11 protein-coding genes and 1 pseudogene are annotated in these 11,503 nt (G+C 65.2%); 5 read left to right on the plus strand and 7 right to left on the minus strand.

Annotation, left to right across the window (positions count from 1 at the left end; all coding sequences use genetic code 11):
• Positions 1-85: 85 nt before the first annotated feature.
• The 4 genes from accB to F4827_RS30500 all read right to left on the minus strand — a co-directional run bounded on the left by accB (position 86) and on the right by F4827_RS30500 (position 2,534).
• Complete coding sequence (accB, locus tag F4827_RS30485) at positions 86-556, minus strand: acetyl-CoA carboxylase biotin carboxyl carrier protein (RefSeq protein WP_183731467.1); 471 nt, start codon at positions 554-556, stop codon at positions 86-88.
• A 102-nt stretch (positions 557-658) separates the two neighbouring features.
• Positions 659-1,111, minus strand: a complete 453-nt coding sequence (gene aroQ, locus F4827_RS30490) for a type II 3-dehydroquinate dehydratase (protein ID WP_183731464.1) — start codon at positions 1,109-1,111, stop codon at positions 659-661.
• Between the two features lie 194 nt (positions 1,112-1,305).
• Complete coding sequence (locus F4827_RS30495) at positions 1,306-1,872, minus strand: TlpA disulfide reductase family protein (RefSeq protein ID WP_183731461.1); 567 nt, start codon at positions 1,870-1,872, stop codon at positions 1,306-1,308.
• A gap of 20 nt (positions 1,873-1,892) precedes the next feature.
• Positions 1,893-2,534 (minus strand): UDP-N-acetylmuramate--alanine ligase, encoded by a 642-nt coding sequence (locus F4827_RS30500; protein WP_183731458.1) that lies wholly within the window; start codon positions 2,532-2,534, stop codon positions 1,893-1,895.
• A gap of 244 nt (positions 2,535-2,778) precedes the next feature.
• On the opposite strand from F4827_RS30500, the gene mpl reads away from it, so the two are divergent.
• The 5 genes from mpl to mtgA all read left to right on the plus strand — a co-directional run bounded on the left by mpl (position 2,779) and on the right by mtgA (position 8,685).
• A complete protein-coding gene (mpl, locus tag F4827_RS30505; protein WP_183731455.1) occupies positions 2,779-4,170 on the plus strand; it encodes a UDP-N-acetylmuramate:L-alanyl-gamma-D-glutamyl-meso-diaminopimelate ligase in 1,392 nt (463 codons plus the stop codon).
• On the plus strand, positions 4,167-4,742 hold the full coding sequence (locus F4827_RS30510) for a YqiA/YcfP family alpha/beta fold hydrolase (protein ID WP_183731451.1): 576 nt from the start codon (positions 4,167-4,169) through the stop codon (positions 4,740-4,742). The genes mpl and F4827_RS30510 overlap by 4 nt, the downstream gene beginning before the upstream one ends.
• A 118-nt stretch (positions 4,743-4,860) precedes the next feature.
• Positions 4,861-7,005 carry a ribonuclease catalytic domain-containing protein gene (locus tag F4827_RS30515; protein ID WP_183731447.1) on the plus strand — a complete coding sequence of 715 codons (2,145 nt, stop codon included), beginning with the start codon at positions 4,861-4,863 and terminating at the stop codon, positions 7,003-7,005.
• Positions 7,002-7,862, plus strand: coding sequence for a shikimate dehydrogenase (gene aroE / locus F4827_RS30520; RefSeq protein ID WP_183731444.1), 861 nt, complete (start codon positions 7,002-7,004; stop codon positions 7,860-7,862). The genes F4827_RS30515 and aroE overlap by 4 nt, the downstream gene beginning before the upstream one ends.
• A gap of 19 nt (positions 7,863-7,881) precedes the next feature.
• Positions 7,882-8,685 (plus strand): monofunctional biosynthetic peptidoglycan transglycosylase, encoded by an 804-nt coding sequence (mtgA, locus tag F4827_RS30525; protein ID WP_183731441.1) that lies wholly within the window; start codon positions 7,882-7,884, stop codon positions 8,683-8,685.
• Positions 8,686-8,738: 53 nt separating this feature from the next.
• On the opposite strand, the gene queF is transcribed toward mtgA, so the two are convergent.
• The 3 genes and pseudogenes from queF to ilvA all read right to left on the minus strand — a co-directional run.
• The gene (gene queF / locus F4827_RS30530; RefSeq protein WP_183731438.1) at positions 8,739-9,563 is read right to left on the minus strand and encodes an NADPH-dependent 7-cyano-7-deazaguanine reductase QueF; all 825 of its coding nucleotides are present in this window, start codon (positions 9,561-9,563) and stop codon (positions 8,739-8,741) included.
• Between the two features lie 68 nt (positions 9,564-9,631).
• Positions 9,632-10,537: pseudogene (locus tag F4827_RS30535) on the minus strand (5'-nucleotidase); the annotation flags it as partial.
• Between the two features lie 30 nt (positions 10,538-10,567).
• Positions 10,568-11,503, minus strand: a 936-nt coding sequence (gene ilvA, locus F4827_RS30540) for a threonine ammonia-lyase, biosynthetic (protein WP_183731432.1), incomplete at its 5' end; no start/stop codon positions are given.

Genomic DNA, 11,503 nt, shown 5'->3' on the forward strand with positions numbered 1-11,503 from the left:
GTGCGGCGCCTGAGGGATGTCGCGGATGTCGCGCGAAGCGTCGGCGCGCTCATGCGAAACGCTCGTGATCTGCGGGTGGGTGTGATTACGCGACCACGTAGAGCGGCTGGCCGTATTCGACCGCCTGGCCGTTCTCGACGAGGATTTCCTTGACCACGCCCGCGACGTCGGATTCGATTTCGTTGAGGAGCTTCATCGCTTCGATGATGCACAGCGTCTGGCCTTCCTTGACCGTGTCGCCAACCTGCACGAACGGGTCGGCGCCCGGCGACGGTGCGCGGTAGAACGTGCCGACCATCGGCGACGTCACGACATGGCCTTGCGGCGCCGCCGGCGCGGCAGCGGCGGGCGCTGCGGCTTCGCCTGCCTGGGCCGCCGGTGCTGCAGCCATCGGCGCGCCGGCCATCGGCGCGGCGAACTGGGCGCTCGGTTGTACATAGACCGGCGGCGCGTTCTTGACGATGCGCACCTTGCCTTCGCCCTCGGTGACTTCGAGTTCCGAAATGCCCGATTCGGAGACGAGGTCGATCAGAGTCTTCAGCTTACGTAGATCCATGGTGCAGCCCCTTTTCTTGAATACGTGAGGTGCCGGGGCGCAAGCGTCCCGGCACGGGATAAGAGTTGTCTTTCAGAGTGCGTCGGTCATCCGGCGCCGAAGTCAGGCGGGCGACCTGGCAGCGAGCCGGTCGAGCGCGTATTCGAGCGCGTAGAGATAACCCTTCCAGCCGAGGCCGCAGATGACGCCTTCGGCCTGGTCGGAAAAATACGAGTGATGCCGGAAGGTTTCGCGGCGATGCACGTTCGAGAGATGGATCTCCACGAACGGAATGCCCACGCCTGCCAGCGCATCCCGGATCGCCACGCTGGTGTGCGTGTATGCGGCCGGGTTGATCAGGATGAAATCCGTCTGTTCCGTGCGGGCCGCCTGGATGCGGTCGACCAGCGCGCCTTCGTGATTGCTCTGGAACGTTGCCAGCTCCACGCCTGCATCAGCGGCACGGTCGGCGAGCGCCTGATCGATCTGCGGCAGCGTCACGCGCCCATAGACCTCCGGTTCCCGGGTGCCGAGAAGATTGAGGTTGGGTCCGTGCAAAACCAGCAGTCGCGTCATGGTCGCTTCTTTTTCCGTGGAATTGCGCGAACTTTAGCGCTGATTAGAGAAATTTGTCTAGTTTTCCAAACGCTCGATATGACCCCAAGACCGCGCGGTAAGGCGCGGTGAGGTCGATCTTCAGTCAATTGCATCAAATCTGGCGGCAAAAAGTGCTCTACGGCTGTTAAGCCCCGGTCAATTCTTCAGTCGCGTCAAAGTGCGTCAAGGGTGTGGCGCAGCTCGTCCGGTTTGATTTGGCCTAATTTTGTCGCACGAACGGCGCCGTTCGCGTCGATTACGACGGTGTAAGGCAAGCCGCCGGCGGTGTTGCCGAACGCACGCGCGACGTCCGCGCCGCCGAAGCCGGCGATATAGATCGGGTAATCGACCTTGACCTTGCCAAGGAAAGACTTGATGTTGGTTGCCGAATCCACCCCCAGGCCCACGAACTGGATGCCTTTCTTCGCATACTCGCGATGCAGGGCGGACAGTTCGGGCATTTCCTCGACGCACGGGCCGCACCATGAGGCCCAGAAGTTCACCACGATCGGGTGACCCTTATAGATGGCGAGCGACTGCGGCTTGCCGTCCGGGTTGGTGACGGCGGCGCTCCAGAGCTGGTCCACCGCGCTTTGCTTGCCATTGACGGTTGCCGCGTCCGCGTTGGTGATGCCGGCGCTGCCTTCATGTCCGCCGCTCGCAAAATGTCCTGCAAGAATGCCGCCGCAGGCTGCCACCGTCGCGACTGCGACGCCGGCCAGAATCCGCTTTGTGTTCATTGCTGCGCTATCTAGATGAGTCAGGTGGTGGAGGTGGCGCCGCTCTTGTCGATCAGCGCCTGGAGTGCCTGCGCATTCGCGCGCGGCAGTCGCCCGCGCGCATCGGCGCGTACTGCGCCGCGCAGGTCGTCGGTATTGTAGAGCGCGACGTGAATGCCGACCGGTTCTTCGGTGCGCGAGGGCTTCCACAGGAAGCTGAGCGTCTCCACATCGCCGCGCGCGGCAAAGTGGCGGGTTTCCGAAACGTCGTATTGCACGTTCGCGTTCAGCAGCCAGATGGCGACATCCTTGGTGTTATCGCAAAAGATCTGCAGATGGATGTCCGAATGCTCGCCCGCCGTGCCATTGAGCACCGCGCCCGTGAGGAACGGGTTGAAGGTCGCGAGCTTGAGCATCCAGTCGAGCGCGATCTCGCGCAGACGCCGCAGCACCGCCGGCTGGCTGTCGCCCTGAAAGAGCGCCTGATATTCGCGGATCTCGTCCTCGATCTGGTCATTGTCGGGCAACCAGATGCCCTCGATACGGGTGTCCCCCACCACCTGCCGCGCGGCCTTGCGCTTGGCGGTGGCGTAATCGAGGCCGTCCTCGGCAATCATTCTGGCTGCCGCGATGGCGATTTCCTCGCGCACGCGCTGGGGATCGAAATGAGCTCTGCGAATCATGCACCCATCATACTAGAGAACGCAGGGCGTTCCCGGCGGCCGCCGCAGCGCAGCGGCGCGCCGCAACATCGATGCGCCGCGCATGCGGCCAGCCCCGGCCCGCTGCGGCGAAAAAGCCCCAATGGCTCGGGTACAATACCGTTCTTTGCTCCGGCGGTCCCATACGAAGGCGCCGCCGTTCCGCTTCACCCATCCCAATAAACCGATTAACCCGTTCACGACGCCCGCGCGGCGCGACAGGCTTATGCACATCCATATCCTCGGCATCTGCGGCACGTTCATGGGCGGTCTCGCCGTGCTCGCGCGCAGTGCGGGCCACACGGTCACCGGCTGCGACGCGGGCGTGTATCCGCCGATGAGCACGCAGCTCGAAGCGCAGGGTATCCGCCTGATCGAAGGTTACGATGCGAGCCAGACCGGGTTGAACCCCGATCTCTACGTGATCGGCAACGTGGTGTCGCGCGGCAACCCGCTGATGGAGGAGATCCTCAATCGCGGCCTGCCGTACACGTCCGGCCCGCAGTGGCTGGGCGAACATGTGCTGCGCGACAAGTGGGTGCTCGCGGTGGCGGGCACGCACGGCAAGACCACCACGAGTTCAATGCTCGCCTGGCTGCTCGAAGATGCGGGCATGAACCCCGGCTTCCTGATCGGCGGCGTGCCGCTGAACTTCGGCATCTCCGCGCGTCTGACCGATTCGAGCTTCTTCGTGATCGAAGCCGATGAGTACGACACGGCGTTCTTCGACAAGCGTTCGAAGTTCGTCCATTACCGTCCGCGCACGGCGCTGCTCAACAACCTCGAATTCGATCACGCCGATATCTTCCCCGATCTCGCTGCCATCGAAACGCAGTTCCATCATTTGATCCGCACGGTGCCGGGCGTGGGCCGTGTGGTCTCGAACGGCCGCAGCGACGCGCTGGAGCGTGTGCTTACGCGCGGCGTGTGGAGCGATGTCGAGCGTTTCGGCGTCGATGGCGGCTGGCAGGCGCTGCCGGCCGAAGACGGCGTGACGGTGGACGAGCGTTTCGCGGTCTATCACCACAGCGAGCGCGTGGGCGTGGTCGACTGGCAGATCCAGGGCGAGCACAACCGCCTGAACGCACTCGCGGCGATTGCCGCCGCGCGCGGCGTGGGCGTGCCGCCCGCGCAGGCCGCCGCCTCGCTTGGCGGTTTCCGCAACGTGAAGCGCCGCATGGAAGTGCGCGGCAGCGTGGACGGCGTGATCGTCTATGACGATTTCGCGCACCATCCCACGGCGATCGAAACGACCATCGCCGGTCTGCGCACGCGCATCGGCAAGGAAAATACCCGCATTCTGGCCGTGCTGGAGCCGCGCTCGAACACCATGAAGCTCGGCGTGATGAAGGCGCAACTGCCCGCCAGTCTCGCCGATGCGGATCTGGTCTTCGGCTATGGCGCGTCCAGCGGCAAGGACGCGCTGGGCTGGGATCTGGCGGGCGCGCTCGCGCCGCTTGGCGAGAAGGCGCACGCGTTCCACGATCTCGACGCGCTGGTGAAGGCGGTAGCCGCCGCCGCGCGTCCGGGCGACCAGGTGCTGGTGATGAGCAACGGCGGATTCGGCGGCGTGCATCAGAAGCTGCTCGATGCGCTCGCGGCGCGGAGCGCGGCGTGATCGTCTATCTGCACGGTTTCCGTTCCTCGCCGCAGTCCTTCAAGGCGCGTTTGCTGGCCGAGCGTCTGGCCGGCACCGGACGCGCGGGCGAGTGGTTGTGCCCGACGCTGCCGGTGTCGCCGTTCGAAGCCGTCGCACAGATCGAGCAGGAAATCGCCGCGCAAGCGCAGCCAGGCGAGCGGATTGCGCTGATCGGCAGTTCGCTGGGCGGCTATTTCGCCACGCATCTGGCCGAAAAGCACGGTTGGCGCGCCGCGCTGCTGAATCCGGCGGTCGTGCCGCAGCGGGATCTGTCGAAGTATCTGGGCGAGCAGCCGCTGTGGCACGGCGGCGGCAGCATCGTCGTCGAACCGCGTCATCTCGACGAATTGCGTGCGCTCGCCGTCGTGCAGATCACGCAGCCGCAGCGCTACTATCTGCTCGCCGCCACCGGCGACGAAGTGCTCGATTACCGCGAGATGCTGGCGCACTATCCGGGTGTCGCGACGCACCTGATCGAAGGCAGTGACCACGGCATCAGCGAATTCGCCGATTACGTCGATGAAGTGATCCGGTTCTGCGACGCCGCTTAGGGAAACAACCCACGCGTCGCACGTTCGCGCCTGAGTGCGCGAGCGCCTATATGTATACAGCAGCACCGACTGCGCGCCACGCGCAGTCGGTGATAGCAAGACTGAACGAGAGTGTTGAGTGAACGTTTTCTTTGAGGAATCGGGCAGTTTCAAGGCCGGCAGCGTGCTGTCGAAGCAGGGCGACGCGTTTCAGGTCGAGTTGCCGGGCGGACGGCGCGCGAAAGTGCGCGCCAAGGACGTGCTGATCGAATTCGACAAACCCGCTGCCAGCGAACTGCTGGAGCAGGCCGACGCCGCCGCGCAGGAGATCGATCTCGATTTCCTGTGGGAGTGCGCGCCCGCCGACGAATTCGCCTACACGGCGCTCGCCACCGAATACTTCGGCGCGACTTACGGCCCGGTCGAGCGCGCCGCGCTCGTGCTGCGCCTGCACGGCTCGCCCGTGTATTTCCGCCGCAAGGGCCGTGGCCAGTATCAGCGCGCGCCCGAAGAGCAGCTCAAGATGGCGCTCGCGTCGCTTGAACGCAAGCGTCAGCAGGCGCTCGTCCAGGCGGGCTACGAAGAGGAAATGAAGGCGGGCAGGCTGCCCGAGGCGCTCAAGGACAAGGCGCTGGGCCTGCTCACGAAGCCGGACAAGAACTCGATCGAGTACAAGGCGCTCGAAGCCGCCGCTGCGGCGCGCGGCATTTCGATGCCGCGCCTGATGCTCGAATGCGGCGGGATTTCGTCGCCGCGCGCGCTGCACGAAGCGCGCTTCCTGGCTGAATTCTTCCCGCACGGCACCGGCTTCCCGCCGGTCGAAGTGGGCGCGCTGCCCGACGATCTGCCGGAAGCAGGCGATCATGTGCAGGCGTTTTCGATCGACGACGTCACCACGACCGAAATCGACGATGCGTTTTCCATCGAGCATCTGGCCGATGGCCGCGTGCGCATCGGTATCCACATCGCGGCGCCGGCGCTCGGTATCGCGCGCGGCGACACGGCCGACACGATCGCGCGCACGCGTCTGTCGACGGTCTACATGCCCGGCGACAAGATCACCATGCTGCCCGACGATTTCGTCGATGCCTTCACGCTGAAGGAAGGCGGCCTGCGCCCCGCGCTGTCGCTCTACAGCATCGTGGATCGCCAGACGCAGGAAATCGTCGCCAGCGAAACGCGCGCTGAGCGCGTGTTCGTGAAGAGCAACCTGCGTCACAACACGCTGGACGAAGTCGTCACGGAAGAAACGCTTGCGGCCGGCACGGGCGACTATCCGCACAAGGACGACATCGCCGTGCTGTGGCCGTTCGCGCAGGCGCTGTTCGAAAAGCGTCAGGCGGCGCGCGCGGGCTACGGCCTGCGTCGCGAAGTGCAGCGCAACACCGACTACAACTTCTACGTGGAAGGCGAGCGGGTCCGCATCACGCCACGCCGCCGCGGTTCGCCGCTGGACATGATCGTCGCCGAACTGGCGATTCTCGCGAACTCCACCTGGGGCGCCTTCCTCAACGATCACGGCGTGCCGGGCATCTACCGCTCGCAGCGCGCGTTCGGTGCGCCCACCGGCCCCAAGCGCACGCGCATGCAGACCAACGCCGCGCCGCACGAAGGTCTGGGCGTCGCGCAATACGCGTGGAGCACCTCGCCGCTGCGCCGTTACGTCGACCTCGTGAACCAGTGGCAGCTGCTCGCCTGCGTCGAGCATGGCGTGGCCGCCAAGCTGGTCGCGCCGTTCAAGCCCAAGGATGCCGATCTCTTCGCCGTCGTGCAGGGCTTCGACGAAACCTACACGGCCTACGCCGATCACCAGCGCCGCATGGAGTACTTCTGGTGTCTGCGCTGGCTCCAGCAGGAAATGCGCGGCGATAGCGGTGAGCCGCGCCGCGAATTCCCTGCGACCGTCGTCAAGGACGATCTGGTGCGCTTCGAGGAAGTGCCGCTGCTCATGCACGTGCCCGCGCTGGGCGTGCATGCGCGCGGCACGCGCCTGATGATGGAAGTGCTGTCGATCGACGAACTCACGATCGAGGCGTCGGTGCGCATGCTGCGCGTGCTCGACGCGCCGGTCGTGACGAGCGGCGAGCAGCCGGAAGAGGAGGCGGGCGAAGAGGACGAACTGATCGACGCCGCCGATGAATCGGCAGAAAGCGAAGCGCAAGCGCAGGCCGAAGCGCAGGCCGATGCGGACACCGATGCAGGCACCGAAGGCAACGCGGCGCAGGAAGGCGGCAGCGAAGAAGTGCAGCAGGCCGAACAGCACGCCACGGAGCCGCGCGAATGAGCGATCAGCCTCGGCCTCGCGATCGCTACGCCGTGATCGGCAACCCGATTGCGCACAGCAAATCGCCGTCGATCCACGCGAAGTTTGCTGCCGAAACGGGTGAGCCGCTCGAGTACGACCGCCTGCTGGCGCCGCTCGACGGCTTTGTCGAACACGTCGAGGCCTTTCGCGCCGCAGGCGGACGCGGCCTGAACGTGACGGTGCCGTTCAAGCTCGAAGCGCATGCGCTCGCGCATCGTTTGTCGCCGCGCGCGGCGGCGGCGGGCGCGGTCAACACGCTGCGCTTCGACAAAGACGGCATTTTCGGCGATAACACCGACGGTTTCGGTCTCGTTCGCGACATCGAAGTGAATCTGGGCGTGTCGCTCAAGGGTGCGCGCGTGCTGCTGCTTGGCGCGGGCGGTGCGGCGCGCGGCGTGGTACTGCCGATGCTCGAACGCCATCCGGGCGAGATCACCATCGTCAATCGCACGGCGCAGAAGGCGCATGTGCTGATCGAACAATTCGAAGGTGCGGCGCGCGAGTTCGCGTGTCTCATCAACGGCGGCGGACCGCAGGCCGTGGATGCCAGGCACTACGATGTGATCGTCAACGCGACGGCCGGCAGTCTCGACGCTGCGCTGCCCGAGTGCGACGCGCGTGCGTTCGGCGCGGGCACGCTGGCCTACGACATGATGTACGGCGCCCAGCCGACCGTCTTCATGCGTCATGCCGAATCGCTCGGCGCGCGCGCATCGGATGGCCTCGGCATGCTGGTGGAGCAGGCCGCCGAATCGTTCTTCGTCTGGCGCGGCGTGCGCCCGGACGGTGCGCCGGTGCTGGCCGGTCTGCGCGCGCAGCTGGCGGCGCAGGTCTGAACGGGCGGGAGCGCGAGCCATGCGCAGAGATGCGGCGGGACCGCAGACCGCAAGCGAGTACGTGCGTGGCTTCGCCCAGCGCGCCGGTGCGGCGCGCGGCCAGCAAACCGCGAAGCGGCCCGGCCCGCTGCGTTGGCTGATTTACGCGGCTTCGGTGACGATGGTTTCGTGGTTCGCGCTGCAACTGTTCTACTTCGCGCAGATCGCAACGTGGAACGTTGTCGATCCGCAGAGCACGGCCTTCATGCGCTCGGACGCCGCCTACCTCGCGGCGGATCATCCCGGTCTCGACATCCAGCATCAATGGGTGCCGTACGACCAGATTTCGCGCAATCTCAAGCGCGCGATCATCGCGTCCGAGGACGCGAACTTCGTCAATAACAACGGCTACGAAACCGACGCCATCCTGCAGGCGTGGGAGCGCAACAAGAAGCGCGGCCACATCGTGCGCGGCGGCTCGACGATCACGCAGCAACTCGCGCGCAATCTTTTTCTTTCGCGCGAGAAAAGCTATATCCGCAAAGGCCAGGAGCTGATCATCACGTGGATGCTGGAGACGCTGCTCGACAAAGAGCGCATCTTCGAGATCTACCTGAATTCGGTGGAGTGGGGCAACGGCGTCTATGGCGCGCAGGCCGCCGCGCAGCATTACTACAAGACAAATGCGACGAAGCTCACCGCATGGCAGTCGGCGCGGCTGGCGGTGATGTTGCCGCGTCCCAAGTTCTTCGACGATCACCGTAATTCGGCGTATCTGTCGCAGCGCTCGGGCGTGATCGCGCGGCGCATGGGGGCGGCGGAGTTGCCGCAGTCGTCGCCATAAAGAAGCGCCGGCAGAACCGGCGCTTTTTTCATTCAACTCCGTTCAGATGACGCTTACTGACGCGCCAGCCGCGCATTATCCGGCATCGGCATATTGAAGTTGGTGCGGAACGGGTTGATGTCCAGCCCGCCGCGGCGCGTGTAGCGCGCGTAGACCGCGAGGCGATCCGGTTTGCACTCGCGCAGGATGTCCATGAAGATGCGCTCGGCGCATTGCTCGTGGAAGCCCGTGTGATTGCGAAACGAGATGATGTAGCGCAGCAGGCCCGCCTGGTCGATCTGCGGCCCCACATAGTGAATCTGCACGCTGCCCCAGTCGGGCTGGCCCGTGACGGGGCAGTTCGATTTCAGCAGGTTCGACACCAGCGTTTCTTCCACCGGCGACTCTTCATGCGCCGCGTTCAACAGCGTCGGGTCCGGGTGGTAGACCTCGGCGTCCAGATCGAGACGGTCGATCGACAGGCCGTCGAATTCCTCGAACGCGATCTTGCCGAACGCGCCCGGCTGATCCAGTTTCACCGACACCGACGCACCACTGGCCGCCGATACATCGCGCTTGAGCACGTCGCGCACTTCATCGGCGGAGTCGAATTTCGTCTGCGCGAACGAACCCAGATACAGCTTGAACGACTTCGATTCGACGATATTGGGTGAATCGGCCGGGATGAAGAAGGTGGCGATGGCGATCTGCGGCTTGCCGCGTGCATTGAGCCACGACAGTTCGTAGGCGTTCCAGATATCGGTGCCGAAGAAGGGCAGTTGCGCGCCGATGCCGATCTGTTCGCGCGCGCCGATGCGCGGGATCGGGAACAGCAGCGTTGCGTCGTATTGCTCGGTGTAGCTCGACGCTTTGCCGAGCGGGGATTGTTCGGGAGTCATGATGCGCTGGTTTCGGTTGATGCGTCATTCGTGGCGTTGGCGTGCGCTGCGCGCACTGCCGCCGCCGGATTGGCCACGCCGCTTGCCACATGCCCGGTCGCCGTGACCGAGCGGGCCGATTCGCAGTGGCGGATCTGGTCGTCGAAGAAAAAATCGGGTTCGAACTCGCGCAGGAACGGGCCTTTGTCGAGTCCGCCCAGGAACATCGCTTCGTCGATTTCGATGTTCCAGGCCATCAGCGTGCGGATCGCGCGCTCGTGCGCCGGAGCGGAGCGCGCGGTCACCAGCGCCGTGCGGATGCGCATCTGCGCATTGGCGTCCGCGAGTTTCTGCAGCCGGTGCAGCGCGGCGAGCAGCGGCTTGAGCGGGCCTTGCGCGAGCGGCAGTTCGCGGTTGTCGCGCTCGTGGCTCACGAAGGCGGAAAGGCCGTCGCGCTGGAAGATCTGCTCGGCTTCGTCGGAAAACAGCACCGCATCGCCGTCGAACGCGATGCGAATCTCGTGCGCGTTGCGTTCCGCCATTGTCGCTGATTCCGGAAACACGCGTGCGGCGGGGAAGCCGGCGTCGAGCGCGCCGCGCACGTCATCGGGATTGGCCGACAGAAACAGCGACGCGTTGAGCGGCCCCAGGTAATGCCAGGGCTCGCGTCCGCGCGTGAACACGCCGCGCTGGATGTCGAGCGCGTGCTCGCGGCACGAACTGAACGCGCGCAGCCCGCTGATGGGATCGCTGCGCGAGAGGATCACGACTTCCACGTGATGCGCGCCGCTCTTTCCAGATGCGTTGAGCGCGAGCAGCTTGCGGATGAGCGCGAACGCCACGCCCGGCCGTGCGGGCACGGTCAGGCGCTCGCGCTGCAAAGCCTCGTAGGCGCGCAGATCGCCGGTCTCGTAGACGCGGTTCTCTTCCTCGAAATCGAAGAGCGCGCGCGACGAGATTGCGACGACGAGTTTGTCGGAAAGCGATACGGACACGGTGATGGGCCTCGGCGGTGCGTGACGGCGTTACGAGAGGAACAGGCGATAAGCCGGATTCTGCGTCTCTTCCCAGTGCGGGTAACCGAGCGTGGCGAGGAACTGGCGGAATTCAGCGTCCTCCGCTGCAGGCACCTGGATGCCCACCAGGATCGAACTGTAGTCCGCGCCCTGGTTGCGGTAGTGGAACAGGCTGATGTTCCAGTTCGGCGCCATCGACGACAGAAAGCGCATCAGCGCGCCCGGGCGCTCTGGAAACTCGAAGCGGAACAGGCGCTCATCGTGCGCGAGCGGCGAACGACCGCCCACCATATAGCGGATGTGCTGCTTCGAGAGTTCGTCGCCGGTGAGATCGACGCTTGGGAAACCGTGCTCGACGAAGGTCGTGGCGATCTGCCGCGATTCGCCACGGTTTCGGATCTGCACGCCCACGAAGATATGCGCGCGCTCGGCGTCGTCGATGCGGTAGTTGAATTCGGTGACGCTGCGCGTACCGACCAGTTCGCAGAAGCGCCTGAAGCTGCCGCGCTCCTCGGGGATCGTCACCGCGAAGACGGCTTCGCGCGCTTCACCCACTTCGGCGCGTTCGGCCACGAAGCGCATGCGGTCGAAGTTCATGTTCGCGCCGGAGGTGATCGCGATCAGCGTCTGGCCGTCGATGCCTTCGCGCTCGGCGTACTGCTTGGCGCCTGCTACGGCCAGCGCGCCAGCCGGTTCGAGCACGCTGCGCGTGTCCTGGAAGACGTCCTTGATGGCGGCGCAGAGTGCGTCGGTGTCGACGGTCAGCACATCGTCCAGATATTCCTGGCAAAGGCGGAAGGTCTCTTCGCCAACCAGTTTCACCGCCGTGCCGTCCGAGAAGAGGCCGACCTCGCTGAGTTCGACGCGCTTGCCCGCCTTGAGCGATTGCGCCATCGCGCAGGAATCATCGGTCTGCACGCCGATCACGCGGATATCCGGACGCAC

Source organism: Paraburkholderia bannensis (assembly GCF_014200455.1).
Lineage (GTDB): Bacteria > Pseudomonadota > Gammaproteobacteria > Burkholderiales > Burkholderiaceae > Paraburkholderia > Paraburkholderia bannensis_A.

Bases quoted from the DNA above. Each gene is read 5' to 3' on its own strand.
- accB (WP_183731467.1), bottom strand. From the start codon at position 556: ATGGATCTACGTAAGCTGAAGACTCTGATCGACCTCGTCTCCGAATCG.
- aroQ (WP_183731464.1), bottom strand. From the start codon at position 1,111: ATGACGCGACTGCTGGTTTTGCACGGACCCAACCTCAATCTTCTCGGC.
- F4827_RS30495 (WP_183731461.1), bottom strand. From the start codon at position 1,872: ATGAACACAAAGCGGATTCTGGCCGGCGTCGCAGTCGCGACGGTGGCA.
- F4827_RS30500 (WP_183731458.1), bottom strand. From the start codon at position 2,534: ATGATTCGCAGAGCTCATTTCGATCCCCAGCGCGTGCGCGAGGAAATC.
- mpl (WP_183731455.1), top strand. From the start codon at position 2,779: ATGCACATCCATATCCTCGGCATCTGCGGCACGTTCATGGGCGGTCTC.
- aroE (WP_183731444.1), top strand. From the start codon at position 7,002: ATGAGCGATCAGCCTCGGCCTCGCGATCGCTACGCCGTGATCGGCAAC.
- mtgA (WP_183731441.1), top strand. From the start codon at position 7,882: ATGCGCAGAGATGCGGCGGGACCGCAGACCGCAAGCGAGTACGTGCGT.
- queF (WP_183731438.1), bottom strand. From the start codon at position 9,563: ATGACTCCCGAACAATCCCCGCTCGGCAAAGCGTCGAGCTACACCGAG.